The organism is Nocardioides sp. (assembly GCF_014360585.1).
Taxonomy (GTDB): Bacteria; Actinomycetota; Actinomycetes; order Propionibacteriales; family Nocardioidaceae; genus Nocardioides.
Genome location: NZ_JACIXG010000076.1, coordinates 1 through 25,520, shown reverse-complemented (window position 1 = coordinate 25,520; position 25,520 = coordinate 1). Strand labels below are relative to the sequence as shown.

At 69.5% G+C, this 25,520-nt stretch carries 23 protein-coding genes and 1 pseudogene; 19 read left to right on the top strand and 5 right to left on the bottom strand.

Annotated features, from left to right (window positions below):
* On the top strand, positions 1–1,475 hold a 1,475-nt coding region (locus H5T77_RS20355; protein ID WP_472850357.1), incomplete at its 5' end, for an aspartate ammonia-lyase.
* Between the two features lie 39 nt (positions 1,476–1,514).
* Positions 1,515–2,432 (top strand): LysR family transcriptional regulator, encoded by a 918-nt coding sequence (locus tag H5T77_RS20350; RefSeq protein WP_292652339.1) that lies wholly within the window; start codon positions 1,515–1,517, stop codon positions 2,430–2,432.
* A 33-nt stretch (positions 2,433–2,465) separates the two neighbouring features.
* On the opposite strand, the gene H5T77_RS20345 is transcribed toward H5T77_RS20350, so the two are convergent.
* A complete protein-coding gene (locus H5T77_RS20345) occupies positions 2,466–3,857 on the bottom strand; it encodes a purine-cytosine permease family protein (protein WP_292652337.1) in 1,392 nt (463 codons plus the stop codon).
* A 204-nt stretch (positions 3,858–4,061) separates the two neighbouring features.
* Between H5T77_RS20345 and H5T77_RS20340 the strand changes: the two genes are divergently transcribed.
* From H5T77_RS20340 to H5T77_RS20305, 8 genes and pseudogenes are all read left to right on the top strand, one after another.
* Positions 4,062–5,066, top strand: coding sequence for an iron ABC transporter substrate-binding protein (locus H5T77_RS20340; protein WP_292652335.1), 1,005 nt, complete (start codon positions 4,062–4,064; stop codon positions 5,064–5,066).
* 5 nt (positions 5,067–5,071) lie between these two features.
* Positions 5,072–6,613 (top strand): ABC transporter permease, encoded by a 1,542-nt coding sequence (locus tag H5T77_RS20335; protein ID WP_292652333.1) that lies wholly within the window; start codon positions 5,072–5,074, stop codon positions 6,611–6,613.
* Complete coding sequence (locus tag H5T77_RS20330; protein ID WP_292652331.1) at positions 6,610–7,647, top strand: ABC transporter ATP-binding protein; 1,038 nt, start codon at positions 6,610–6,612, stop codon at positions 7,645–7,647. The genes H5T77_RS20335 and H5T77_RS20330 overlap by 4 nt, the downstream gene beginning before the upstream one ends.
* A gap of 79 nt (positions 7,648–7,726) precedes the next feature.
* A complete protein-coding gene (locus H5T77_RS20325; RefSeq protein WP_292652330.1) occupies positions 7,727–10,219 on the top strand; it encodes an AMP-binding protein in 2,493 nt (830 codons plus the stop codon).
* Positions 10,216–10,713 (top strand): annotated as a pseudogene (locus tag H5T77_RS20320) (O-acetyl-ADP-ribose deacetylase); the annotation flags it as partial. The gene H5T77_RS20325 and the pseudogene H5T77_RS20320, both read left to right, overlap by 4 nt.
* A 51-nt stretch (positions 10,714–10,764) precedes the next feature.
* The gene (locus H5T77_RS20315; protein WP_292652340.1) at positions 10,765–11,148 is read left to right on the top strand and encodes a DUF6508 domain-containing protein; all 384 of its coding nucleotides are present in this window, start codon (positions 10,765–10,767) and stop codon (positions 11,146–11,148) included.
* Between the two features lie 38 nt (positions 11,149–11,186).
* On the top strand, positions 11,187–12,161 hold the full coding sequence (locus H5T77_RS20310; protein ID WP_292652329.1) for a hypothetical protein: 975 nt from the start codon (positions 11,187–11,189) through the stop codon (positions 12,159–12,161).
* A 568-nt stretch (positions 12,162–12,729) separates the two neighbouring features.
* Positions 12,730–13,992, top strand: coding sequence for an HNH endonuclease signature motif containing protein (locus H5T77_RS20305; protein ID WP_292652328.1), 1,263 nt, complete (start codon positions 12,730–12,732; stop codon positions 13,990–13,992).
* On the opposite strand, the gene H5T77_RS20300 is transcribed toward H5T77_RS20305, so the two are convergent.
* Entirely contained in the window at positions 13,954–14,304 is a 351-nt protein-coding gene (locus tag H5T77_RS20300; protein ID WP_292652326.1) for a type II toxin-antitoxin system PemK/MazF family toxin, read from the bottom strand. The genes H5T77_RS20305 and H5T77_RS20300 overlap by 39 nt on opposite strands.
* Before the next feature lie 154 nt (positions 14,305–14,458).
* On the opposite strand from H5T77_RS20300, the gene H5T77_RS20295 reads away from it, so the two are divergent.
* The 6 genes from H5T77_RS20295 to H5T77_RS20270 all read left to right on the top strand — a co-directional run bounded on the left by H5T77_RS20295 (position 14,459) and on the right by H5T77_RS20270 (position 20,380).
* Positions 14,459–15,082 carry a flavin reductase family protein gene (locus H5T77_RS20295; protein ID WP_292652324.1) on the top strand — a complete coding sequence of 208 codons (624 nt, stop codon included), beginning with the start codon at positions 14,459–14,461 and terminating at the stop codon, positions 15,080–15,082.
* 131 nt (positions 15,083–15,213) lie between these two features.
* Positions 15,214–16,470, top strand: coding sequence for an extracellular catalytic domain type 1 short-chain-length polyhydroxyalkanoate depolymerase (locus H5T77_RS20290; protein WP_292652323.1), 1,257 nt, complete (start codon positions 15,214–15,216; stop codon positions 16,468–16,470).
* 331 nt (positions 16,471–16,801) lie between these two features.
* Positions 16,802–17,377: an ABC transporter permease gene (locus H5T77_RS20285; protein ID WP_292652321.1), complete on the top strand. Its 576-nt coding sequence runs from the start codon at positions 16,802–16,804 to the stop codon at positions 17,375–17,377.
* Complete coding sequence (locus tag H5T77_RS20280) at positions 17,377–18,603, top strand: ABC transporter ATP-binding protein (protein WP_292652319.1); 1,227 nt, start codon at positions 17,377–17,379, stop codon at positions 18,601–18,603. The genes H5T77_RS20285 and H5T77_RS20280 overlap by 1 nt, the downstream gene beginning before the upstream one ends.
* Positions 18,600–19,394 carry an ABC transporter permease gene (locus H5T77_RS20275; protein WP_292652317.1) on the top strand — a complete coding sequence of 265 codons (795 nt, stop codon included), beginning with the start codon at positions 18,600–18,602 and terminating at the stop codon, positions 19,392–19,394. Before H5T77_RS20280 ends, H5T77_RS20275 begins: the two co-directional genes overlap by 4 nt.
* Positions 19,394–20,380, top strand: a complete 987-nt coding sequence (locus H5T77_RS20270) for a glycine betaine ABC transporter substrate-binding protein (RefSeq protein WP_292652315.1) — start codon at positions 19,394–19,396, stop codon at positions 20,378–20,380. The genes H5T77_RS20275 and H5T77_RS20270 overlap by 1 nt, the downstream gene beginning before the upstream one ends.
* A gap of 3 nt (positions 20,381–20,383) precedes the next feature.
* Here the strand turns inward: H5T77_RS20270 and H5T77_RS20265 are convergent, their stop codons facing one another.
* Positions 20,384–20,770: a nuclear transport factor 2 family protein gene (locus H5T77_RS20265; protein ID WP_292652314.1), complete on the bottom strand. Its 387-nt coding sequence runs from the start codon at positions 20,768–20,770 to the stop codon at positions 20,384–20,386.
* A gap of 199 nt (positions 20,771–20,969) precedes the next feature.
* The gene (locus H5T77_RS20260) at positions 20,970–21,389 is read right to left on the bottom strand and encodes a hypothetical protein (RefSeq protein ID WP_292652312.1); all 420 of its coding nucleotides are present in this window, start codon (positions 21,387–21,389) and stop codon (positions 20,970–20,972) included.
* A 131-nt stretch (positions 21,390–21,520) separates the two neighbouring features.
* On the opposite strand from H5T77_RS20260, the gene H5T77_RS20255 reads away from it, so the two are divergent.
* Together H5T77_RS20255 and H5T77_RS20250 are read left to right on the top strand one after the other, a co-directional pair.
* The gene (locus H5T77_RS20255; RefSeq protein ID WP_292652310.1) at positions 21,521–22,369 is read left to right on the top strand and encodes a polysaccharide deacetylase family protein; all 849 of its coding nucleotides are present in this window, start codon (positions 21,521–21,523) and stop codon (positions 22,367–22,369) included.
* A gap of 58 nt (positions 22,370–22,427) precedes the next feature.
* Positions 22,428–23,540 carry an FAD-dependent oxidoreductase gene (locus H5T77_RS20250; RefSeq protein ID WP_292652308.1) on the top strand — a complete coding sequence of 371 codons (1,113 nt, stop codon included), beginning with the start codon at positions 22,428–22,430 and terminating at the stop codon, positions 23,538–23,540.
* A 144-nt stretch (positions 23,541–23,684) separates the two neighbouring features.
* Here the strand turns inward: H5T77_RS20250 and H5T77_RS20245 are convergent, their stop codons facing one another.
* The gene (locus tag H5T77_RS20245) at positions 23,685–23,876 is read right to left on the bottom strand and encodes a hypothetical protein (RefSeq protein ID WP_292652306.1); all 192 of its coding nucleotides are present in this window, start codon (positions 23,874–23,876) and stop codon (positions 23,685–23,687) included.
* 115 nt (positions 23,877–23,991) lie between these two features.
* Here H5T77_RS20245 and H5T77_RS20240 point away from each other — a divergent pair, with 115 nt between their 5' ends.
* Positions 23,992–25,458 carry an NAD-dependent succinate-semialdehyde dehydrogenase gene (locus tag H5T77_RS20240; RefSeq protein ID WP_292652304.1) on the top strand — a complete coding sequence of 489 codons (1,467 nt, stop codon included), beginning with the start codon at positions 23,992–23,994 and terminating at the stop codon, positions 25,456–25,458.
* Positions 25,459–25,520: the final 62 nt, after the last annotated feature.

Below are 25,520 nucleotides of genomic sequence, written 5' to 3'. Positions count from 1 at the left end.
ACCGTGCTCGACGTCGCCGAGGAGGCGACGGCACGATGACCGCCGTCGGCGCCCCGTCCACCCGCACCGAACACGACTCACTCGGCGCGTTCGAGGTCCCCGCGACCGCGTACTGGGGCGTGCACACCGCCCGCGCGCTGCGAAACTTCCCCATCAGCGGCACCACGGTCGGGGCCCACCGATCGCTCGTCGCCGCGCTCGGCGCGGTCAAGCTCGCCGCGGCCCGCGCCAACCACGATGTCGGCCTGCTCGACGACCGCCGGTACGAGGCGATCGCCGCCGCCGCGCAGGAGGTCCGCGACGGTGCCCTCGACGACCAGTTCGTCGTCGACGTGATCCAGGGCGGTGCCGGGACCTCGACCAACATGAACGCCAACGAGGTCGTCGCCAACCGTGCCCTGGAGATCCTGGGCCTGCCGTTCGGCAGCTACGCCGAGCTCCACCCCCTCGACCACGTGAACCGCTGCCAGTCGACCAACGACGTCTACCCGACCGCCGTGCGCCTCGCGCTGGTCGGGGCGATCGACCGCCTGGCCGAGGCGACCGAAGCTCTCGCCGCCTCGTTCGCCCGGAAGGCGAGCGAGTTCCGTGCCGTCCCCAAGATCGGTCGTACGCAGCTCCAGGACGCCGTCCCGATGACGGTCGGCCAAGAGCTCGGCGCCTTCGCCACCACTCTGCGCGAGGAGCTGGCACGGCTGGCCGACTCGCGCATGCTGCTGTGTGAGATCAACCTCGGGGCCACCGCGATCGGCACCGGGATCACCGCCCACCCCGACTACCGGCGTCTCGCCGTCCAGCACCTCGCCGAGCTCACCGGCCTGCCGGTCGTCGGCGCCGGTGACCTCGTGGAGGCGACCAGCGACACCGGCGCCTTCGTGCAGGTCTCCAGCGTGCTGAAGCGGATCGTCGTCAAGGCCTCCAAGATCTGCAACGACCTCCGGCTGCTCAGCTCCGGCCCGCAGGCCGGTCTCGGCGAGCTGCAGCTGCCCGCTCGCCAGGCCGGGTCGAGCATCATGCCCGGCAAGGTCAACCCGGTCATCCCGGAGATGGTCAACCAGGTCGCCTTCTGGGTGATCGGCAACGACCTGACCGTCACCATGGCAGCCGAGGCCGGCCAGCTCCAGCTCAACGCGTTCGAGCCGGTCATGGGCCACGGCCTCCTCCAGGGCTTCGGCTGGACCGCGTCGGCCTTCGACTCGCTGCGCGAGCTGTGCGTGGACGGGATCACCGTCGACGCCGCCGCGCTCGCTGCCGCGGCCGCCACCAACGCCGGCCTCGCGACCGCACTGACCCCGCTGCTCGGCTACGCGAGGTCCGCGGAGATCGCCAAGGCCGCGCTCGGCGGCGAGGGAGCGATCCGGGATCTGGCACTTGCCACCGGCGTCCTCGACCCGGTCGTGCTCGACGCTCTGCTGCGGCCCGAGACGCTGGCGAACCTCGACGTGCCCGGCACCAACGTGGCGACACGGGAGTAGGAGATCGCGCAGTCTCGAGGTTCGGGCAAGATGGCTCGCATGGCCGAGCCGTCCTTCACCCTGACCCAGCTGCGCTACTTCGCCGCAGCCGCGGAGCTGGGCAGCATGACCGCCGCGTCACGGCAGCTCGTGGTCTCGCAGTCGGCGGTCTCGACGGCCGTGGCGCAGCTGGAGAAGGAGCTGGGCGTCCAGCTCCTGCTGCGCCACCACGCCCGCGGTCTGACGCTGACGTCGGCCGGCGAGGAGTTCTACCGCGAGCTGCGCAGCTATCTGGTGCACACCAACGAGCTGGTGGAGGTCGCGCGTTTGGCCGGTCAGGCGCTCGTCGGCGACCTCACCATCGGCTGCTTCACCACCCTGGGCCCCTTCGAGCTCCCGCGGCTGCTGGCCGCCTGTGAGCAGGACCATCCCGGCATCCACGTCTCCGTCGTCGAGGACGAGCACGCAGCCCTCAAGCAGGCGCTGCGCTCTGGCCGCTGCGAGCTGGCGCTCATGTACGGCTACGACCTCGACGACGACATCGACCACGTCCAGGTCGGGCTCGCCGCGCCGTACGTCCTCGTCGGCAAGGGCCACCGGTTGGCCCGCCGCAAGAAGGTCGCTCTCGCCGAGCTCGAGGAGGATCCGATGGTGCTCCTCGACCTGCCGCACAGCGGCCAGTACTTCGAGCGGCTGGTCGAGTCGGCCGGCTTCCGCCCGCAGATCCGCCACCGCAGCGCCGGCTTCGAGACCGTTCGGGCGATGGTCGCCAACGGCCAGGGATGGTCGGTCCTCAACCAGCGTCCGGCCAGCGACACGACCTACGACGGTGCCCAGATCGTCACCCTCGAGATCACCGACCCGATCGAGCCCCTCGAGGTCGTGCTGGCCTCGATGAAGGGCGTACGCCTCACCGCCCGCGCGCAGGCGTTCGTCCGTTCCTCGGGCCGGGCAGCACGACGGCGGGAAGGCCGCTGACGCGACCTCCCCGCCGTGGGAGTGCTGGGTGCCTCAGGCGTGCGAGGCGAGCGCCAGCTCGCTCGGCGCGAGCTTGCGGCCGCGCGCGAGCAGGTAGTAGATCGGCGCGGTGGCGACCAGGCCGATGATCCAGCTCAGGTCGGCGCCGTCGAGCTTCTCCGCCACCGGTCCGGTGTAGAGCGGCGTCGCCATGAACGGGATCTGGACGAGGATGCCGATCACGTAGGCGAGGATCGCCTGGCTGTTGAACCGGCCGTAGATGCCACCGTCGGCCGCGAAGATCGAGTCGAGGTCGTAGTTGCCGCGGTGGATCAGGTAGAAGTCGATCAGGTTGATCGCGGTCCACGGGACCAGCACCACGAGCAGCGCGAGCACGATGTCGACGAAGTACGAGATGAAGTTGCCCGAGACACCGATGGCGAAGTACGTCGAGGCGGCCATCACGACCAGCGAGAGCACCACGCGGCTGCGGGCGGTTGGGATCCAGCTGACGACGAACGTCTGCACGCAGGTGATGATCGAGAGCACGGTGCCGTAGAGGTTGAGTGCGTTGTGGCTGATCACCGACAGCAGGAACAGGACGAGCAGCGGGGTCCCGAACGCACCGGTGGTGTCACGGACCCCGGTCATGACCTCTACGCCCGGCTTCATCGCCAGCGCCACGATCGCGCCGAAGACGAACGGCAGGATCGAGCCGAGGGTGCAGCCGAGGTAGGTGGCGGTGAAGGTCGCCTTCACCCCGACGCCGGCAGGCAGGTAGCGCGAGTAGTCCGAGACGTACGGAGCGAAGGCGATCTGCCACAGCGCACCGAGCGACACCGTCGCGAGGAAGCCGGCGGTGCTGTACTCGCCCTGCGTCCAGAAGCCCGCAGGCAGGCCGGAGACGAAGATGGCGACGGTGCCGAGGACGATGGCGATGCCGAGGACCCAGGTGGCGACCTTGTTGAGCGAGTGGATCACCTTGTAGCCGATCACCGCGATCAGACCGGATCCGAGCGCGCCGATGACGATGCCCGCCCCGACCGGGATCGGCTCGGCGATGCCGTGCAGGGACTGGCCGGCGAGAACGATGTTGGAGGCGAAGAACGCCAGGTACATCACGGCCGCGATCACGACGACGATCAGCGCCCCGTACGAGCCGAACTGGCCGCGGCTCTGGATCATCTGCGGAATGCCCATCTGCGGCCCCTGGGCCGAGTGCAGCGCCATGAAGACGCCGCCCACGAGGTGGCCGACGACGATGGCCACGATGCACCAGACGAGGTCGAGGCCGAAGACGGTGACCCCGGCGGCACCGGTGACGACGGGCAAAGGGGCGATGTTTGTCCCGAACCACAGGGTGAACAGGTCGCGCACCTTGCCATGGCGGTCCTCGGGCGGGACGTAGCCGATGGTGTGCTTCTCGACGACTGGCTGGTCTGGCATGTTCGTTCTCCAAAGGTGTGAGGCGCCCCACCATGGTCGTGACAGCACTGTTCCTCTGGCAAACGAATCCTTTTGGCGCAATGCATCAGCAGAATCGATGATCGCTGGTACGCGACCGAGTGTCGGCCGAGGGCCTGACACACTCGCGTTCGCGTTCTTAGGTAAACCTTTCTAAGGTGAGGCTTACCAATTGAAAGGACGGCCGTGAAGCCTATCTCAGCTGTTGTGGTCTCGGTCTCGGTTGCCCTCCTCGGGGCAACGCTCACCTCCTGTTCCTCCGGCGACGCGCTCGTCGTCTACAACGCCCAGCACGAGCAGCTCATGGAGGAGCTGGTGCCGGCATTCGAGGAGGAGACCGGGATCGACGTGGAGCTGCGCAACGGCAAGGACCTCGAGCTCGCCGCCCAGCTGGTCGCGGAGGGGAAGAAGTCCCCGGCCGACGTCTTCCTCACCGAGAACTCCCCGGCGATGGCCGCGGTCGAGCGTGAGGGTCTGCTGGCCACGCTGCCCGACGACGTGATCGCGCCGATCCCGGAGCAGTACCGGCCGACGAGCAACGCCTGGACCGGTTTCGTGGCCCGCTCCACCGTGCTGGTCTACAACACCGACCAGATCACCGAGGCCGAGCTGCCCGCCTCGCTGCTCGACCTGGCCAAGCCGGAGTGGAAGGGCAAGATCTCCTTCTCTCCGACCGGCGCCGACTTCCAGGCGATCGTCGCCGGAGTCCTGGCGACCGAGGGCGAGGAGGCCACCAAGGCGTGGCTGGAGGGGATCAAGGCCAACGGCACCGTCTACGACGGCAACAACGTCGTGCTGGAGTCGGTCAACGCGGGCGAGGTGCCGGTCGGCGTCATCTACCACTATTACTGGTACCGCGACCAGGCCGAGTCCGGTGATGTCAGCGACAGCTCCGAGCTCCACTTCTTCGGCAACCAGGACCCCGGCGCCTTCGTGAGCGTCTCCGGGGCGGGCGTGCTGGCCTCGGCCAAGCACAAGTCCGACGCCGAGAAGTTCATCGGCTACCTCACCGGCAAGGCCGGGCAGCAGGGTCTGGCCGACAGCTACGCGCTGGAATACCCGCTGAACCCCGAGGTCCAGCTCGACCCGCCGGTCAAGAAGTTCTCCGAGCTCGACCCGCCCGAGGTCGCGATCTCCGACCTGGACAGCGCCGCGGTGGTCGACATGATGACGGAAGTCGGCTTCCTCTGAGCAGCGTGCATCTCGGCACGCTTCCTGCCGCCGCCTACGGCAGGTGGCTGATGCCGGCTCTGGCCGGCACCATCGCTGCGGCCTGCCTGCTGCCGGTGGCGTACGTCATCTGGTCGACCGCCTCGCTGGGGCCGGCCGAGGCCTACGAGTTCCTGGTCCGCCCGCGTATCGGTGAGCTGCTGTGGAACACCGGCAGGCTGCTGGTGGGTGGGGTCGCGCTCTCGGTGGTGTTCGGGCTCGGCGGCGCCTGGGTGGTCGAGCGGACGTCCCTGCCGCTGGCCGGTTGGTGGCACGGGGCGATGTGTGCGCCCCTGGCCATCCCGGCGTTCGTCAACGGCTATGCGTGGGTGGCCACGACCCACGCGGTCCAGTCGTATCTCGGCGCCGTGCTGGTCGTCTCGCTGTCCTACTATCCGCTGGTCTACCTGCCCGCGGTGGCAGCGCTGCGACGCCTCGACCCGGCGCTCGAGGAGGTCGCGGCGGCCCTCGGCAGGCGGCCGCGGGAGGTGTTCCTCCGCGTGGTCCTGCCCACCATCGCGCCGGCGGTGCTCGGCGGTGCGCTGCTGGTCGGGCTGCATCTGCTGGCTGAGTACGGCGCCCTGCAGTTGCTCAACTACCCGACCCTCACGACCGCGATCCTGCAGCAGTACGGAACTGCCTTCAACGGTCCCGCCGCCACGCTGCTGGCCGGGGTGCTGCTGGTCACCTGTCTCGGGCTGCTCGCCCTGGAGATGCTGATCCGTGGCCCGGCGCGGCGTGCCCGTATCGGGAGCGGCACCGTCCGCCCGGTCTCCCGGCTGCGGCTGGGCAGGGGGACCATGCCTGTGGTCGTCGCATTCGGTGCGTTCGTGGCGCTGGCCGTCGGTCTGCCGGCCGCCAGCCTGGTGCGCTGGCTGGTCCGAGGCGCCTCCGCCGAGCTCGATCTGAGCCGGTTGCTGCCGGCCGCCGGCACCAGCGTCACGCTGGCCGCGGTCGCGGGAGTCGTCGCGACGGCCGCGGCCCTCCCGGTCGTCTGGCAGGCCGTACGCCGCCGCAACAGCTGGTCGCTGGGCGTCGAGCGGGTCGCGTACGTCACCAGCGCGCTGCCCGGGGTGGTCGTCGCGCTCGCCCTGGTGACCGTCGCCATCGGCTGGGTGCCCGCGCTCTACCAGACGCTGCCGCTGCTCGTGGTGGCGTACGTCATCCTGTTCCTGCCGCGCGCGCTCGTGGCGGTGCGCGGGGTGCTGGAGCTGGTGCCGCCACGGTTGGAGGAGGTCGCACTCACGCTCGGGCTGAGCCGGGCCGGGGCGATTCGCCGGGTCACCCTTCCGCTGCTGCTGCCCGGGCTGGCGACCGCGACCGCGATGGTCGCGCTCGCGGTCTCCACGGAGCTGACCGCGACGCTCCTGCTGGCCCCGATCGGGACCACGACGCTGGCGACCGAGTTCTGGAGCGCGGCATCCTCGGTCGCCTACGGAGCCGCGGCGCCGTACGCGCTGGCGCTGGTGCTCCTCGCGATGCCGGCGACGATCCTGCTTGGTCGCGCGTCGAGAGGGGTGGGTCGATGACGGCGGCTCTGCAGGTCAGCGGGCTGCGGGCCGGACACGGTTCTCGCCAGGTCCTCGACGGGCTCGATCTGACCGTCGAGGGCGGCGTGACCGCCGTGCTCGGGGCGTCGGGCTGCGGCAAGACGACGCTGCTGCGGTGCGTGGCGGGCTTCATCGCCCCGAGCGCGGGCGAGATCTGGATCGGCGGGCGCTCGGTCGCCGGGCTGGCGCCGCGCCGGCGCGGGATCGGGTACGTCCCGCAGGAGGGCGCGCTCTTCCCGCACCTCGACGTCGGCAGCAACATCGCCTTCGGACTCGGCCGGAACGTCGCCCGTGCCGAGCGGCAGGCTCGGGTCGCCGAGCTGCTCAGGCTGCTGGAGCTGCCCGCCGAGCTGGCCGGCCGCCAGCCTCATGAGCTCTCCGGTGGCCAGCAGCAGCGGGTCGCCGTGGCCCGCGCGCTCGCGCCCCGGCCACGCCTGGTGCTCCTCGACGAGCCCTTCTCGTCCCTCGACGCGGGCCTGCGGGAGGAGTCGGGGCGCGCGGTCGTGCGGGCGCTGCGTACGGCCGGCGCGGCAGCGCTGCTCGTCACCCACGACCAGGGCGAGGCGCTCTCGCTGGCCGACCAGGTGGCCGTGATGGCCGCCGGTCGATTCCTGCAGGTCGGGTCGTCGGTGGACGTCTACCTGACCCCGGAGCACCCCGAGGTCGCCGCCTTCCTCGGCTCGGCGACGCTGCTGCCCGGTGAGGTCGACGGCGACGGAAGGGCCGACTCGGCGCTCGGGCAGGTCGCGCTCGCGACGCCGCAGCCGGCCGGTCCGGTGACGCTGGTCGTCCGCGCGGAGCAGGTGCAGGTCTCGGCCGACGCCGCCTCCGGAATCAAGGGTGTCGTCGAGGAGGTCTCCTTCTTCGGGCACGACGCCACGATCCGAGTGCGGCTGAGCGACGACGTACGGGTGACCGCCCGGGTCCCGGGCACCGGGATTCCCGACATCGGGACCACGGTCTCGCTCGAGGTCGTCGGGCCCTTGGTCGGCTATGCCGGTGAATGTCGATGAGCGAGCGTAAGCGAGCGAACGATCAGATCGTCACGCCGCCGCGTCCGTATTCTTTCCGCTCTGTCACGGATGTGGCGGCGTGAGCTCGACGATCGCCACTGGCGCCCACCTGCTTCTGAACGGGCGGCCAGGGGATCCGGCCGTCATCACCGCCGAGGCGACGCTGACCTACGCCGAGCTGGAGCAGGCGGTGATGGACCGGGTGGCCGCGTACGGTCCCTCTCATGGGGTCGTGCTGCTCGAGGCGGGCAACGATCTCGACTCGGTGATCGGCTACCTGGCTGCGCTCGCCGCTCGGCGGCCGGTCCTGCTGACGCCGCCGGGAGGCGACACCGACGAGCTCCGCACCCGTTACGCCGCCGCGTTCGACGGCCGGGCCGAGCTCCATCCCGACCTCGCGCTGTTGCTGTCGACGTCCGGCTCGACCGGGTCGCCGAAGCTGGTCCGGCTCTCCCGCGACAACCTCGCCGCCAACGCGGCGAGCATCGCGGCCTACCTCGGGCTCACCTCCGCCGACCGGGCGATGAGCTCGCTGCCGCTGCACTACTGCTACGGCCTCTCGGTGCTCAACTCCCATCTCAGCGCAGGCGCCGCGGTGATCCTCACCGACCTCTCGGTCGCCGACGACTGCTTCTGGGACGTCGCGGCGCGCAACGGCGCCACCTCGTTCGCCGGGGTCCCGTACACCTTCGAGCTGCTCGACACCTCGGGGTTCGCCGATCGCTCGCTGCCGTCGCTGCGCTACATCACCCAGGCGGGCGGCAAGATGCCGCCCGAGACGGTCCGTCGCTATGCCGCGCTGGGGGCATCTCGTGGATGGGACCTGGTCGTGATGTACGGCCAGACCGAGGCCACCGCCCGGATGGCCTACCTGCCACCCGACCTGGCCGCGAGCCGGCCCGAGGCGATCGGCATCCCGATCCCCGGCGGAAACTTCCGCCTCGACCCGGTGGACGGCACGGGGGAGGGGCCGGCGGAAGGCGTCGGCGAGCTGGTCTACACCGGGCCGAACGTGATGATGGGGTACGCCGAGAGCGTCGACGACCTCGCCCGTGGCCCCGAGCTCACCGAGCTCCGCACCGGCGACCTCGCCCGCCAGGCCGACGACGGGCTCTGGGAGATCACCGGCCGGCGCAGCCGGTTCGGCAAGATCCTCGGGCTGCGCGTCGACCTCGACCGGATCGAGTCCGAGCTCGCGCCAACGTCCGTACGCGCCGTCGCCCCCGGCTCCCGACTGCACCTGTTCACCGAGGATCCCGAGGCCGTCGAGCGGCTGCCGGCGCGGGTGGACGGCATCGTGGCGCTGTCGCGAGCGGCGGTCCAGGTTCACCGGATCGAGGAGATGCCGCGGACGCCGAACGGGAAGGTCGACTACGCCACCCTCAACAGCTGGGCGAGCGCCGCGGACGCAGCGGGGCCATCAGGGGCCGGGCCTGAGGAGCTGGTCGAAGGTGCGGACGCCGAGGCGCTGCGTACGGTCTTTGCTGTGGTACTCGGGCGTCCCGACGCGACCGTGGCGGACAGCTTCGTCTCGCTCGGCGGCGACTCGCTCTCCTTCGTCGCGATCGCCACCCAGCTCGGCGAACGGCTCGGCACCCTGCCCGCCGGTTGGCAGCATCGAAGCATCGCCGAGCTCGCCGCGAGCGCGGGGAGCCCACGACGATGGCTGCGGCCGGTCGAGATCCCGGTCCTGCTGCGTGCGGTGACCATCGTGGCCATCGTCGGCAGTCATGCGGAGGTCTGGACCCTCCTCGGCGGGGCGCACATCCTGCTGGCGGTGGTCGGGTTCAACCTCGCCCGCTTCGGGCTCACCGCGCCGACCCGGACGCTGCGGGTGCGGCGTCTGCTCCGGGGCGCCGCCGCGGTCGCGCTCCCGGCGGCGTTGTGGGTCGGCGGCGTGGCTCTGGTCAGCGACCGCTATCACTGGCCGACCGCGCTGGGACTCAACCAGGCGTTCGGGAGCAATGAGTGGACCCGTGACTGGCAGCTGTGGTTCCTGGAGGTCGTCACCTGGTCCTTCGCCGGGCTCGCGCTCCTGCTCGCTGTCCCTCTGCTCGACCGGTGGCAGCGGCGGCACCGGTTCGGCGCAGCCGTGGCCGCGGTCTGCGTGACCCTCGCGGTGCGGTATCTGTGGGTCGGTCTCGAGGCGGGTGCAACCGAGCGCTACACGATCGGCTGCGTCCTGTGGTGCGTCGCGCTCGGCTGGGCGGCGGCCGAGGCACAGCGACCGTGGCAGCGCATCCTGGTCGCGGTGATGATCGTCGCCGGGACGTACGGCTTCTTCGGTGATCCTCTCCGCGAGGCCACGGTCGCCGCCGGCATCCTCCTCTTGCTGGTCCCGTGGTCGGTCCTGCTGCCGTGGCCCGTGTCCCGGCTGGTCGGCGTGCTCGCCGCGTCGTCGCTGTGGATCTATCTCGTCCACTGGCAGATCTACCCCGGACTCGAGGCCGCCGGGCTGGGCTGGCTCGGCGTCCTCGCCTCGTTGGTCGCAGGTGTGGCCGCCGCGTTCGGCTACCGGGTGGTCAGCTCGACGCTTCTCGGGTCCCGACATGGTCGTAGATTGAGCGTGTGAGGATCACGGTCGTACGCGGGGACATCACCGAGCAGCAGGTCGACGCCGTCGTGAACGCGGCCAACTCCTCGTTGCTGGGCGGGGGAGGGGTCGACGGGGCGATCCACCGGAAGGGTGGTCCGGCGATCCTCGAGGAGTGCCGGCGACTGCGGGCCGGACACTTCGGTGGCGGTCTGCCGGTCGGACAGGCGGTCGCGACGACCGCCGGCAACCTTCCCGCGCAGTGGGTGATCCACACGGTCGGCCCGGTCTACGCCGACGGCCAGGACAACCTCGACCCGCTGGCCTCGTGCTTCCGGGAGTCGCTTCGGGTGGCCGACGATCTCGGGGCGCGCACGGTGGCGTTCCCGGCGATCTCGACCGGCGTCTACCGCTACCCGCTCGATGAGGCCGCGTACGTCTCGCTGTGGACGCTCGCCCGGACTGCGACCTCTGTCGACGAGGTGCGCGTGGTGCTCTTCGACCAGAAGGCGTACGACGCCTTCGACTGCGCCCGAGAGGCGCTCGATCCTTCCGATGCTCAGGTCGAGGCCGAGCTGCGGAGCGTGCCGGATGCGACCTGGCTCGAGGCCTTCTCGGCCGCTGATGCGTTGACCGCCGAGGACCGTGACTTCGCCTGGGGCGGCGGGCAGAAGACCGAGAGCGGCGCGATCCAGATGCCGTATCCCGTCTACAGCGACCGGGTTCGTCAGCTCTACCGTTCGCTCCCGGGTGCCAACACCGACTGGATGAAGTGGATGCCCGGCAACCCGCTCCTCCGCGACCCCGCTCGCCTTGCTGGTGCGCCGGTCGCCGATGCGGCTCGGCTGGCAACCGTCTATGTTCGCGGGGAGCGGTTCAATGATGGTGTCTTCGGGCGTGCGGTCCAGGACGGTTCAGTCGATGCGATCATCGCGCGGATGCGTGTCTGGTATGAGACTGAACGCTGAGGGGCAATGGCCCTCGTCTCGGGAGCGAAGGGAAAGTCGTGAGGACTCGCGCTGTCGTCGTCGGTGTCGTGATCGTGCTGCTCGCGATTGGCGGCGGCGTCTGGAAGTGGCGCAGCGGGCTGACGCCGCACTATGAGAAGGCCGCCGTGTGCGGCGTCCCGTCGGCCCTCGTCGAGGATCTGTTAGGCACGGACCGGTTCGTGGAGCGCTACGGGTTCGGGCGACGCTGCTCGGCGTTGGTCGGTGGGGCCAGGGCGGAGGACGGGGAGATCGAGTTCATGGTGCTCACCGACGACGAGACGAGCTGGCCGAAGCGGCTCCGGAACGTGGAGTCGAGCCCGCACCGGGTCAGCTTCAACGGCGGCTTTGGCGGATATGGACGTGTCGACGGGAGCTTCGACGGCACCTGGGTGTGCTCCCGATACTGGCCGGGTCTACGAGCCATCTCCGTGTGGACATCCGCCGAGGTTGATGGGTCGGCGAAGACGTTCGAGAAGGTGTTCAGAGCAGCGACCGAGTACGCCGCCGGCTGCGAAGCCGACCCGCTGGATGCGCCGTTCGAGACGTACGTGGATCCGACCGCCTGTGGCATGAGCACCGGGCGCGTCGCATCGGTGCTCGGGACGAGTCTCTTCCGAGACGGCGACCCCGAGCGACTGACTCTCGATGATCGGGAGAGCTGGGCATGTTCCGTCGTCACCGACAGCGTCGACGGCGACGTCGGCAGCGTTGTCGCTGCGGCATCGGTCGAGCATCACGACTGGGAGGACGAGCATCGGCGGATCAGCGCGGTCGAGGATTCGTTCGCGCTCGCTGGTGGGCAGGCGTACGTCGATGGTGGTGGTCCTGCGGCACGTGCGTTCTGGGCATGTGACCTAGGGCCGGATGTCGAGAACGGTGGCATGGTCGTGACCATCGGCGCCTCGGGGGTCCTGGAGCGGCCGGTGTCTGATGACGATCTTCGGACAATGGTGGCTGAGATCGCGGGCGCGGTTGGTTGTGGGGTGTCCTGACGCTGGCTTTGCGCGGTGGTCGAGCTTGTCGAGATTCCTCGCCCCGCTGGTCGAGCCGCCGCCCGCTGGTCGAGCCGCCGCCCGCTGGTCGAGCCGCCGGAGCCGCTAGGCGGAGGCGTGTCGAGACCAACACGGTTCCTTGCCGGGAACGACCAGCCCCGGTGGTCGAGCTTGTCGAGACCTCCCTGCCGGAAGGTTCCGCTCGAGGGCTGATCGGGGCCGCCGACCCGGCTTCGAGGGTCTTCTCGAGGAAACCCGGAGTAAAGGACGGCCTTCGGCCGCCGGCTACGCCGGCCGCTACGCGGTCCTTGACACCGGGCTCCCTCGAGAAAGATTTGGCTGGCTATCGGGGCGGCGGCCCGGGTGTGGCGCAGCGGAATCTTGCTTCGGAACGGTGACGCGCGTGGGGTGGAAGGGGTGGCCCTTCGGGCCACTTGTCGTCCACAGGCTCGCCGCCGTTCACTCACCGCGAAAAGTAGGTTTGACCTGCGCAGATAGGTGTCCAAGGAGGTGTGGAAGAGGTAGAATCGGAGGCACTACGACGCGCCTTTGAAGGGAGGTGACAGCCATGAGCATCGACCACTGGGGCACCAGTCCTGGAGACCTCGTCTCGTCGGCTCTTGCTGCCATCGAGACCTCCCTTGAAGAACTGCTCGCGATGGACCCGATCTACTGGCGCACCAGCCAGAAGAAGGACTACCTCGCGAAGGTGGAGAAGCTCCAGGCCCAGCAGGCCGCGTTGACGCTGCGAGTGCTCGCCGCCTCGGGTGACATCGCGGAAGAGACTGGCGACAAGGACGCCTCGGCGTGGATGCGCGCCGAGCTCCTGGTCGACAAAGGCACCGCGCGAGCCCAGATCAAGCTGGCCACCGCAGTCACCCGGTATGAACTGGTGGCCGCCGGCCTCGCTGCCGGTGTCGTCTCAGAGGCGAAGGCCCGGGTGATCACCAAGGCGCTCGACAAGGTCGACGCTGACCCGGTGGCCACGAGCGAGGATCTGGTCCTGGCCGAGAAGCTGCTGGTCGACTACGCCACCCAGATGACTACCAAGGAACTGCGGATCATCGGTAGACGGATCCTGGTCGAGGTCGACCCCGCCCGGTTCGAGGAAGCCGAAGCCAAAGCCCTTCTCGCTGAGGAGGAACGTGCCCAGCAGAAGACGGCGCTACGTGTGTGGGACAACCACGATGGAACCGTCGGGTTCGACGGGGTTCTCCCGACATCGATCGGGATGCGGTTCAAGAAGCAGGTCGAGGCCTGGGCCCAACCGCGTAAGCAGCAGCTCGTGGAGAAGGGCTCGCCCCTGCCGCCGTGGGAGCGGCTCATGGGCCAGGGGTTCGCGCGGCTGGTCGAGACCATCGACCCGAATGCGCTGCCCCGCCACGGTGGCGACGCGACCGTGGTCAACGTGGTGATCTCGCTCGAGGAGCTCCGCAAGGAGCTCGGTACCGCCACGTTGGGGTTCGATGAGACCAACGGGACCACGATCACCGCCGCTGAGGCCCGACGGATGGCGTGCAACGCCACGATCATCCCGTGGGTGTTGGGTGGTGACAGTGAGGTGCTGGACATGGGCCGGGCCAGCAGGGTCTTCGTGCCGGTCCAGCGCAAAGCGCTGCGGTTGCAGCAGAAGTGCTGCCAAGCCGAGGGCTGTGACATGCCACCGGAATGGTGCGATGCCCACCATTTCAAAGCCTGGGCCGCCGGCGGGAGAACGGACCTGAAGGACGGGGTCCTCCTCTGTCCCCACCATCACCGACTGGCACACAACCCTGCCTACGTCCATGAACGGCTACCCGACGGCACCGTCCGGTTCACCCGACGATCCTGAGCAGAAATCAGTCCCACCGAGACGGAGGGCGTCTTCGAGCTCGCCGAGTTTGGCGGGAGACAGCGTGCCTGCTCGCTCGATCAGGTCGTCCCGGGACAGGGTGGTCAGCCATGTGCACGGGGTGAGGCCGGGGCGCGGGATCGCGATCCGAAGGACGCCTTCAAAGGGCAGTCCTTCCGTGGCGCCTACTGCCACTTCGACGCCCAGGCCGGTGATGTCGACACCCGCCGGAGGGACGACCTGCATCACCTGGATCGCGGACGGGTCGGCTTCCGACAGCAGCACGACCAGCCGCCGCTCGTCGAACTCCACCCACCAGACTTCGCCGCGTTGCACATGTCCTCCTGACACAGGTCTGCAGGCCGGTCACAGCGTAGGCCCTGCTCGCAGCAGGCGCCGGCCGCCTCGTGAACGCGGCGTCTGATTTCTGCCGGAAGTCGGCGGCGGAGCGTCCTAGTTTCGAGGCATGAGTACGCATGTCGACATCGATCCGGCCATCCTCTACTTCGGCACACCCGTGGTGTTGCTCCCCACCCTCAACGAGGATGGCACCACCAACCTGATGCCGATGTCGTCGGTCTTCTGGCTGGGACGTACGGCGGTTCTCGGGGTCGGCGCTTCGTCGCGGACGGCGCTCAACGTGCGGGATCGGCCGGAGATCGTCATGAACCTTCCCAGCGTCGACCTCGTTACCGAGGTCGATCGGCTCGCGCTGACCACGGGCAACGCGGCGATGTCGGCGGCGAAGGCCGAGCGCGGGTATGTGCACGTGTCCGACAAGTACGCACATGCCGGGCTGACGGCGTACGGCTCCGACACGGTGCTGCCGACATCGGTGGCGGAGTGCCCGGTGCACATCGAGGGGACGGTGGCGGCGTTCCACGAGCTCGGAGAGCCGAAGCTGCTGGCCGTCGAGGTCTCGGTGACTGCGGTGCGGGTCGCACCGGAGCTACGTCTCGATGGCCGCGCCCACCGGATCGATCCTGATCGCTGGCGGCCGCTGGTGATGAGCTTTCAGCAGTTCTACGGGCTGGGGGAGCGGGTCCACCCGTCGCGGCTGGCGAGCATCGACGAGGAGCTCTACCGGTGACCGGCGCCGGATCGATACATCCCGGCATCGGATTGTGGTCCGGGCCGACATAGACCTGTGGCGGGCGTCACATCTACGGTCGGTCTGCCTGCCGGGAGGCGGCGGGCTGGTCTCGCTCAGGAGGATCGGTCATGGGTCTCGGGTTTCGGATCTCGTCCAGGTTCCGTCAGCAGCGAATCGGTGCCGCGCTCGCGGGACTCGGCCTGGTGCTGGCCGGGGGAGCGGCCGTCGCGGTCGTACCGGCCGAGAGCTCCACGGCGGCGGGCACGTGGTCGGCGAGGACGGCAGGCGGGATGACGACCCAGCTGTACGTCCCCAGCACCGCTCCGACACTCGGCACGGGGCGCGCGCTCATGGTCAATCTGCACGGCTGCGTCCAGACCTCGGCCGCACTGCGCGACGGCGGCAACTGGGCCGCGACCGCGGACGCGCGTGGGATGGTCGTGGCGATCCCCGCGGCACCGAACGGCGGCGTACTCCTCGGGTGCTGGGACTACTACGACAGCAACCACTCCCGGACCTCGCCGGCGCGGCACGACGACAACCTCCTCCAGCTGGTCAACGACCTGCTCGCCGATCCGGCCCTGGACATCGACCCCGACCAGGTCTATCTGTCGGGGCTTTCCTCGGGCGGTGGCGAGACGATGGTGATGGGCTGCCTGGCACCCGACGTGTTCGCCGGGATCGGGATCAACGCCGGCCCTTCGGTCGGGACGACCTCGGGGCAGATCGGGTACGTGGCGGTGACCCAGTCACAGGTCACCAACACCTGCCGTACGTTCGCCGGCTCCGCCTCATCGGGGTTCGGCAGCCAGCTCACCTCGGTGATCTACGGCTCCAACGACACCACCGTCGCGCCCGGCTACAACACTCTGAACGCGCAGGTCATGGCCGGGATCTACGGTGCCGGGTCGCAGTCGTCCTTCTCGCTTTCCGGCCTGGCCGGTAACAACACCGCCGGCTCCGGCACGCTGTGGTCGGACGGCAGCGGCCCGCGCGTGTCCCTGATCCAGAACACCGGGATGGGACACAACTGGCCGGCCGGCGGCGGCCCCGGTGGCTCGTACATCACGACGAACTCGATCGACTACCCGGCGTACGTCACGGACTTCTTCTTCGACAACAACCGCCGGGTCGAGCGGGGCACCGAGCCCACCGATCCGCCGACGGAGGAGCCCACCGACCCGCCGACCGAGCCGGGCCCCTACTGCGGCTCGGCGACCAACGCCCAGCACGAGGCCGCCGGGCGCGCCCACTCCTACGGCACCAACCCCTACAACCCGTTCTACGCGAACGTCTCGGAGGACTACCTGGGGCAGGGCGACGCCACCGTGACGACCCTCCAGGAGTCGGCGGGCGGCCGCTTCGACGTGGTCACGACATGCTGACGTAGCCTTCGACCCCTCGACGAGGAGCTCCACCGCTGACCGGATCCACGGCTCCGGCGAACACCGCCGCGACCTCCCGCAGGTCGTGCGTTGGAGCACGACTCTCCGCACTTCACGACCGATCAAGCCGCCCGCTTCACGCCCTCTGACCTGCAGGTATGTTCGCTCTCCAACGACCTGTCGGCCGAATGGGGGTAAAGATGTGGTTGGGTGGTAGCGGATTTTCGAACGTGAGACGAAATGGTCGTGGAGGTGTTTCGAGGACGTGTGGGACTTCATCGCGGAACGACATAGACAGATCCTTTACGACGGTTTTCAACACGTCTATCTGGTGGTGCTCGCCGTCGTCGCGGCCACCTTCATCGCGATTCTTATTGCGATGCTGGTCACCAAGGTCCCGCGCCTGGGCGGTGTCACCAACATGCTCAGCGCCATCGGTCTGACCATCCCCGGCTTCGCCCTGGTCGGGCTGCTGATGCCGGCCACGGGCATCGGCAGCACCACAGCCTTCATCTGCGTCTGCTTCTACGCCGTGCTGCCGATCCTGCGCAACGCGGTGGTCGGCCTCCAAGGGGTCGAGCCGGTGCTGCTCGAATCGGCCCGCGGCATGGGCATGGGGGAGGCCGCGGTCATAGCCCGCGTACGCCTCCCGCTCGCCTGGCCGGTGATCCTCGCCGGCATCCGGGTCTCGCTGCAGATGTCGATGGGCATCGCAGCGATCGCGGCGTACGTCCTCGGCCCCGGACTGGGGAGCTACATCTTCACCGGCCTTGCCCAGATCGGTGGCAAGAACGCCCTCAACTACGCGCTGGTCGGGACGCTTGGCGTCGTCCTGCTGGCGCTGATCCTCGACCTGCTGCTCGTGCTCGTCGGGCGCGTGACAATTCCGAAGGGAATCCGAGTCTGATGACCACCACACCCAACCACCCGGCCAGCGAGGTCAGCGGCATCGAGATCGAGCTCGACGGGGTGACGAAGCGGTATCCAGGCCAGAAGGCTGCCGCCGTCGACTCGTTGAGCCTGACCGTGCCGGCCGGCGAGATGGTCATGTTCGTCGGGCCGTCGGGATGCGGCAAGACGACCTCGCTGAAGATGATCAACCGGCTGATCAAGCCCACCTCCGGCACCATCAAGCTCGGTGGCGAGGACATCTCCGGCCGCAGCTCCGACGAGCTGCGCCGCCACATCGGCTACGTCATCCAGGGCGGCTCGCTCTTCCCGCACATGACGGTCGCGACCAACATCGCGATCGTGCCCAGGTTGCTGGGCTGGAGCAAGTCGCGGATCGCCGAGCGCGTCGACGAGCTGCTCGACCTGGTCGGCCTCGAGCCCGACCGCTATCGCGATCGCTACCCGCGTGAGCTCTCCGGCGGCCAGCAGCAGCGGGTCGGCGTGGCCCGCGGGCTCGCCGCCGATCCGCCCGTGATCCTCATGGACGAGCCGTTCGGCGCGGTCGACCCGATCACCAGGCAGCGGCTCCAGGACGAGCTGCTCGGCATCCAGCGCGAGCTGCACAAGACGATCGTCATGGTCACCCACGACATCGACGAGGCGATCAAGCTCGGTGACCGGGTGCTGATCCTCCAGGAGGGTGGGCACATCGCCCAGTACGACACTCCCGAGAGGATCCTCGCCGCCCCCGCCAACGACTTCGTCGACGACTTCGTCGGCTCCGGGTCGGCGCTCAAGCAGCTCACCCTCTCGCGCGTGAGCGACGTCGACCTGCAGCAGACGACCACGGCCACGGTCGGCGACTCCAGCGCCGACGCGATCGCCCGCGCCAAGGCAGCGGGTGACGACAGTGTGGTGGTCCTCGACTCGCGGCGGCGCCCGGTCGCCTGGCGGTTCCAGCGCGAGCTCGCCCGTCACGGCACCATCCTGGACGGCGACCGGGAGAAGCTGGTGACCCTCGATCAGCGCTCCACCCTCAACGACGCGCTCGACGTCATGCTCGCCTCGAGCTGCGGTGGCGGGATCGTCTGCGACAGCCGCGACCAGTACCTCGGCGTGGTCTTCTTCGAGAGCGTCACCGACCACATGCGTACGGTCGAGAGAGCGGTTGCCCGCGAAGTGGCTGCCGAGGAAGTGACGGCCGACGAAGCGACGGCCGATACCGGGCAGGTCGGGTCATGACCACGTTGGACCCGACCGTCGCCACCCCCGAGAAGTCCGTACGCCGCTCCCGGCTGCGACCTGCCGGCGGGGAGAGCGCCGCGATGCTGATGGTGCTGCCGATCATGGTCGCCATCCTCTTCATCGGCTACGTGATCTGGCGCCAGACGGCCGACCTGGACTCGATCGAGGAGTCCACGCTGGCCTGGGGTGCGATCTGGGAGCAGCTTCGCGACCACATCGCGATCACCCTGGTCGCCTCGGCGATCGTGGTCGTCATCGCGGTCCCGCTGGGCATCCTGCTGACCCGCGGCCGGGCCAGGGCGATCGCTCCGGCCGTCGTCGCCTTCGCCAACGCCGGGCAGGCGGCGCCCGCGATCGGGCTGATCGTGCTGCTGGCGATCTGGCTGGGCTTCGGCTTCTGGACCGGCGTGCTCGGGCTGGTGATCTACGGGCTGCTGCCGGTGCTGCGCAACACCATCACCGGGCTGCAGGGCGTGGACCCGACCTTGGTGGAGGCGGGCCGGGGCATCGGGATGTCCGCACCCCAGGTTCTGCTGCGCGTCGAGCTTCCGCTCGCGCTGCCGGTGATCATGGCCGGCATCCGCACCGCGCTGGTGCTCGTCGTCGGCACCGCGGCGCTGGTGACCTTCATCGGCGCCGGTGGCCTCGGCGGCGCGCTGACCTCGGGGATCAACCTCTTCCGGTTCCCGGTCATGGTCTCCGCGGCCCTGCTGATCGCACTGCTGGCGCTTCTGATCGAGTGGGTGGGTCGCGTGCTCGAGACCGTCCTCCGACCGAAGGGGATCTGATGAGACTCAAGCGACTCACCCTGGCGATCACCGCCGCAGCCGTCTCGATCGGGCTGTCCGGGTGCAGCATCGGACTCGGCACCGCGGGCGGTCTCACGAAGTCCGGCACGCTGGCCGGCCCCGTCGAGGGGATCGAGCTCGACGACGCCAGCTTCTCTGTCGGCTCGAAGAACTTCACCGAGCAGATCCTGCTCGGCAAGATGGCAGTGATCCTGCTCAAGTCGGCCGGTGCCGAGGTCAAGGATCTCACCAACATCCCTGGCAGCGCTGCCGCCCGCGAGGCGCAGCTGGCCGGACAGGTGGAGCTCAGCTGGGAATACACCGGCACCGCCTGGCTGACCTACCTCAACAACGCCGATCCGATCCCGGACGAGCGCAAGCAGTACATCGCCACCCGCGACGCCGACCTCCGTGAGAACAACCTGGTCTGGCTGCCGCCGACACCGATGAACGACACCTACACGATGGCGATCAGCGCGGAGAGCGCGAAGAAGTACGGCATCACGAAACTCTCGGAGATGAGCAAGGTGCCCCCGGCCGAGCGCACGTTCTGTGTCGAGGCGGAGTTCACCAACCGCCCTGACGGGCTCAAGGGCATGCTCGAGACCTACGGCCTGCCGCTGGGCAGCCCCGAGGGGATCCCCAGGAGCAACCTGCGTACGTTGCAGACCGGCGCGATCTACGACGCGACCGCCAGGGGGCGGTGCACCTTCGGCGAGGTGTTCACCACCGACGGCCGGATCGAGGCGCTGGACCTGACGGCCCTCGAGGACGACCGCAGCTTCTTCCCGAAGTACAACGCCTCGATGGTCGTACGCGGCGAGGTGCTCGAGAAGCACCCCGAGATCGCGGAGCTGTTCGAGCCGCTGTCGGCAGCGCTGACCAACGAGGTTATCTCCGGGCTCAACGCGGAGGTTGACGTCGAGGGTCGTGACCCAGCAGAGGTCGCCTGGGACTACCTGCGCAAGGAGGGGTTCGTCGGCTGACCCTCAGCCTGCTGAGGCGTCAGCCTTGATCTCCTCGAACTGCGCGCCCATCCGGGCGGCGAGAGCTTCGGCCGCACGCAGCGGGCGGACCATCACCTTGAAGTCGACGATCCGCCCGTCCTCGTCGTAGGTGAGGAAGTCGCAGCCGTTGAGCTCGAGGCCGTCGACCTTGGCGGTGAACTCGTAGGCGTGGTGTGCGCCGTCGTGGATCTCGCGGACGTAGGTGAAGTCCTCGAACACCTTCACGACGGCGCGCAGGATCGCGGCGGTGATCGCCCGGCCGGGGTAGGGCTTGAACGCGACCGGGCTGGTGAACACGACGTCCTCGGCGAGCATCGCCTCCACGGCGTCCATGTCCTTGGCCTCGATCGCCTCACGGAAGGTCGTCATCTGGGTCCTCCTGGGTCGGCTGCTTTCGGGAGACCCTAGTGGCGCGTCCCGGAAGTTCCTAGGCGCTTCGCGCCGCCATGGCACGCGCCTCGCGGCGTTGGCGCCGCTCGGAAGACGCCCGGTATGACTTCGCGACGCCGGCCTTGCGATGCACGCACCCTGACGACGCCAAGCATCCAGGAACTTCCGGGACACACCACTAGTGGGACGGCTGCTGATGTGCGCTCCGCGGGCGGCTCCTGTCGCGGCCGCTGAGAGCGCGACCGATGCCGATCCCCACCGCCGCTGGGGCCAGGACGAGCCCGGCGATGAACGGAGTCAGGTTCAACAGGTCGCTCCACAGGACGTCGAGGTCACGGCCCTCCGCGAACCAGATCCGGAACGGGCCGCTGAGACCGACCACCACCGCGATCACCGCCCAGCGCACGAACACCGGCGGGAGGCTCGTCGCGTGGTAGCCGTCCCACAGGCCCCAGAGCCCGGAGACGGTGAGCAGCATCCCGAAGAAGATCAGGCCGGCGCCGATGTTGGCGTCCTCGCTGGGGAAGAGGTTGTTCGTCACGAGGGAGAAGAGGAGGCTGCCGCCGAGGATCACGGCGAGGCGTACTAGGAGCTTCATGCCTCCAGCCTCGCTGATCGGGCTGCGAGGCGCATGAGTGCGAGTACTCAGACTTGCGGGAACGACGCGACCCTTGACACGGATCAGCTACACCTCGATCGTGTTCGATAACGATTTCGAAGGAGTCTGCCATGACTGTGTGGAGCACGAAGAGCTGGACGGTGACTGCTCTGGTGGTCGCGATCGGGACATTGGGCATGGCCGCCGCCCCGGCTGCCTCTGCCGCCGCGAGGGGAGAGGAGGTCACATCGGCGGAGAAGAGCGCGGGCAACAGCAGCGACTGGCGGCTCAGCCAGGATCCCGGGTTCGTGCCGGGAGGCGCGGTCCGTCCGACGTCGACGCCGCTCGCCGTCGCCAGGGGCACGGGCAACGTTGCCGCCCTCACCTTCGACGACGGCCCGAACCCCGGCGAGACGGATCGCTTGCTGGAGATCCTGGCGGCTCACCAGGTCACCGCGGTGTTCTGTGTCATCGGCCAGAACATCACCGCCCCCGGCGGCGCCGAGATCCTCAGACGCATCGTCGCCGCGGGCCACACGCTGTGCAACCACTCCACGTCCTACGCCGACATGGGCAGCTGGTCGCACGCCCAGGTCGAGCGGGATCTCAAGGCCAACCTCGCGACGATCCGAGAGGTGCTGGGAAACCCGGCTCAGAAGGTGCCCTACTTCCGGGCTCCCAACGGCAGCTGGGGCGACACCGGAGAGGTCGCCGCATCCCTCGGCATGCAGCCGCTCGGGCTGGGCAACGTCATCTTCGACTGGGACGGCAACGACCTGTCCGAGGAGACGCTGACGAGCAACCTCCGCGCCGCGATCCAGCCCGGCGCGGTGGCTCTTGCCCACGACGGTGGTGGCAACCGCGAGAACACCGTCGACGCGGTCGAGACGGTGCTCCCGGAGAAGCTTGCCGAGGGATACACCTTCACCCTGCCCCAGGGCGGCATCCCGGGCCCAGGCTGGACGCCCAGAGTGCGGTAGAGACGTACGAGCTCGTTGGCCCGGGCCGAGATCGGCGACGTCGGCTAGATTGCGCGTCGTGGATGGATCGACGAGCAGCCGGAGTGCCCTGGTGGTCGGTGCGGGGATCGGCGGGCTCACGGCGGCGCTCGCGCTGTCGCGGGTCGGGTGGCAGGTGACCGTGCTGGAACGCGCGCCGGAGCTGGGCGAGGTCGGTGCCGGCCTCTCGATCTGGCCACGGGCCTGGCGGATCCTCAGCGAGCTCGGGGTCGCGGATCGCCTCGTGGAAGGGACCCGGCCGGCGATCCAGGCCGGGTTGCGGCGGCCCGACGGGCGCTGGCTGGCGAAGGTCGGCCCCGACGCCGCCGAGCGCACCCCGGTCATGGTGCACCGGGCCAAGCTGCACGAGGCACTGGTGGGTGCGCTGGCAGAGCGCGACGGGGTCGAGGTACGCACCGGGGTGACCGTCACGGGCTTGGCCGATCTCGACGAGGCCGGCCCCCACGGCCCGGCCGACCTGGTGGTCGCCGCCGACGGGATCCGCAGCACGCTCAGGAACGAGCTGCACGGGCGCGAAGACGTACGTTATGCCGGCTACACCGCCTACCGCGGTGTCACCGCGGAGCCGGTGCCGGGCGCAGCCTCGAGCACGGGTGGTGAGACCTGGGGCACCGGGGTGCGAGCCGGCTATGTCCCGCTGGTGGACGGCCGGACCTACTGGTTCGCGACCGCCAACCGGCCGGCGGGGGAGAGCGGCGGAGACCATCACGCCGAGGTCACCGCGCTGATCGGCGACTGGCACGATCCGATCCCGCAGCTGTTGGCGGCGACGCCGCCGAGCGCCGTTCTCCGCGGCGACATCTGCGACCTGCGGCTGCCGCTGAAGCGGTTCGACCACGGTCGAGTCGTGCTCCTGGGGGATGCGGCGCACGCGACGACTCCCAATCTCGGCCAAGGTGCCTGTGCCGCGATCGAGGACGCGGCCGTGCTGGCCGCGCAGGTCGCCGGTCACGCCCGGATCGAGAGCGCGGTGGTCGCCTACGACCGCACCCGGCGTCCGACGACCCAGCGCCTGGTGATGGCCTCGCGGATGGTCGGCGCGCTCGGTCAGGTCGACAACGGGCCCGTGGTCGCGGTCCGCGACACCGGCCTCGCCGGGCTCGGTGCGATCGCCGGGCTGCTGAGCAGGTAGGTCCGCCGCCGCGTCACAGTGGGGCGGGCGCCGGCCCACGCCACCCCTAACATGTCAAGCGATCACAGGCCGAACAGCGGCCACACCTCGGTCAGGGTCATCGGCCCATCATCGAGAGGACCCGGGGCCGTGGGCAACTTGTTGTCACCGCTCGGCCCGGCCCGGATCCCTCACGTAGCGGAGGAGGTCGGCGGCCGCCGAGGTGTAGCGGTCGACCTCCTCGCCGCTGTCGCAGGTGCACAGCACGATCGTCACCTCGCCGGCGCGGGGCCAGATCAGCTCCCAGGTCGCGCCGGCAGCCTCCCATCGGAGGAGTCGCTCGAGGTCGTCGCTCATCTCGTGGTCCGCGCTCCTGTTGAATGTCGACATTCCGAGCGGCTACTACTGTAGGCGGCGTTCGACGACTGTCAGCAAGGACAGTCGAACGCCTGACCTTGGAGGCTGATGCGCGATGAGCGGAAACTCGAACGAGGCAAGGGTTGTGGCCGAGGTGCCGAAGGGGCTCTTGGTCGCTGGTCAGTGGGCGGATGCGAGCGACGGTGGCACCTTCGACGTCTCTGATCCCTCGACGGGAGAGGTGCTGTGCGCCGTCGCCGACGCGACCCCCGAGGACGGCCGGCGTGCGCTCGAGGCCGCGGCAGCCGCCCAGAAGGAGTTCGCCGCGACCGCGCCGCGAGCCCGGGCGGACATGCTCATGTCCGCCTTCGACCTCCTGCACGAGCGGATCGAGGACCTCGCGCTGCTGATGACGCTGGAGATGGGCAAGCCGCTGGCCGAGTCGAAGGGCGAGATCGCGTACGCCGCCGAGTTCTTCCGCCACTTCGCCGAGGAGGCGGTGCGGATCGACGGCGGCTACCAGACCGCCCCCGCCGGTGGTTCCCGATTCCTGATCACGAAGCAGCCGGTCGGTCCCGCGCTGCTGATCACGCCGTGGAACTTCCCGATGGCGATGGGGACCCGCAAGCTCGGACCGGCGATCGCGGCCGGTTGCACGAGCATCACCAAGCCCGCCCAGCAGACGCCGCTCTCGATGCTGGCGCTGGCCGAGGTCCTGCGCGAGGCCGGCGTGCCCGATGGGGTCGTCAACATCCTGCCGACCACCCGGCCGGGCGAGATCACCGAGCCGCTGCTGACCTCCGGAGTGATCCGCAAGCTCTCCTTCACCGGCTCCACCGGCGTCGGTCGGACGCTGCTCGCCCAGAGCGCCGAGCAGGTGCTGCGTACGTCGATGGAGCTCGGCGGCAACGCCGGCTTCGTCGTCTTCGAGGACGCTGACGTCGACGAGGCGGTCGCAGGTGCGATGGCGGCGAAGATGCGCAACACGGGCGAGGCGTGCACTGCCGCCAACCGGATCTTCGTGCAACGCTCGGTCATCGACGAGTTCGGGAAGCGGCTCGCCAAGGCGATGTCGGAGCTGCCCGTCGGTCGCGGGGTCGAGGAGGGCGTACGCGTCGGTCCCCTCATCGACGAGAAGGCCCGGGAGAAGGTGCAGAGCCTCGTGGACGACGCGGTGGCCGGCGGCGCGCGGGTGCTGACCGGCGGCACGGCTCCCGACGGGCCGGGCTACTTCTACCCGCCGACCGTGCTCACCGGCGTACCCGTCACCGCGCGAATGGCCAGCGAGGAGATCTTCGGCCCGGTCGCACCGCTGACGCCTTTCGACACCGAGGACGAGGTGGTCGCGGCCGTCAACGACACCGAGTACGGCCTGGTGAACTACGTCTTCACCAACGACCTGCGCCGTGGGCTGCGGGTCGCCGAGGCGCTCGAGTCCGGGATGGTCGGGCTCAACCAGGGCGTCGTCTCCAACCCCGCCGCGCCCTTCGGCGGCGTGAAGGCCTCGGGTCTGGGGCGGGAGGGCGGACGTGCCGGGATCGAGGAGTACCTCGAGACCAAGTACGTCGGGATCGCGATGTGACGCGAGGCGAGACGTAGCCCTGTATGTGGCCGGACACGGCAGCGAGGGACCGACTTCGGGCG

Coding starts and splice junctions, on each gene's coding strand:
- H5T77_RS20270 (WP_292652315.1), top strand. CDS start 19,394: ATGAGACTCAAGCGACTCACCCTGGCGATCACCGCCGCAGCCGTCTCG.
- H5T77_RS20260 (WP_292652312.1), bottom strand. CDS start 21,389: ATGAAGCTCCTAGTACGCCTCGCCGTGATCCTCGGCGGCAGCCTCCTC.
- H5T77_RS20345 (WP_292652337.1), bottom strand. CDS start 3,857: ATGCCAGACCAGCCAGTCGTCGAGAAGCACACCATCGGCTACGTCCCG.
- H5T77_RS20330 (WP_292652331.1), top strand. CDS start 6,610: ATGACGGCGGCTCTGCAGGTCAGCGGGCTGCGGGCCGGACACGGTTCT.
- H5T77_RS20350 (WP_292652339.1), top strand. CDS start 1,515: ATGGCCGAGCCGTCCTTCACCCTGACCCAGCTGCGCTACTTCGCCGCA.
- H5T77_RS20265 (WP_292652314.1), bottom strand. CDS start 20,770: ATGACGACCTTCCGTGAGGCGATCGAGGCCAAGGACATGGACGCCGTG.
- H5T77_RS20290 (WP_292652323.1), top strand. CDS start 15,214: ATGGGTCTCGGGTTTCGGATCTCGTCCAGGTTCCGTCAGCAGCGAATC.
- H5T77_RS20245 (WP_292652306.1), bottom strand. CDS start 23,876: ATGAGCGACGACCTCGAGCGACTCCTCCGATGGGAGGCTGCCGGCGCG.
- H5T77_RS20305 (WP_292652328.1), top strand. CDS start 12,730: ATGAGCATCGACCACTGGGGCACCAGTCCTGGAGACCTCGTCTCGTCG.
- H5T77_RS20240 (WP_292652304.1), top strand. CDS start 23,992: ATGAGCGGAAACTCGAACGAGGCAAGGGTTGTGGCCGAGGTGCCGAAG.
- H5T77_RS20275 (WP_292652317.1), top strand. CDS start 18,600: ATGACCACGTTGGACCCGACCGTCGCCACCCCCGAGAAGTCCGTACGC.
- H5T77_RS20280 (WP_292652319.1), top strand. CDS start 17,377: ATGACCACCACACCCAACCACCCGGCCAGCGAGGTCAGCGGCATCGAG.
- H5T77_RS20295 (WP_292652324.1), top strand. CDS start 14,459: ATGAGTACGCATGTCGACATCGATCCGGCCATCCTCTACTTCGGCACA.
- H5T77_RS20255 (WP_292652310.1), top strand. CDS start 21,521: ATGACTGTGTGGAGCACGAAGAGCTGGACGGTGACTGCTCTGGTGGTC.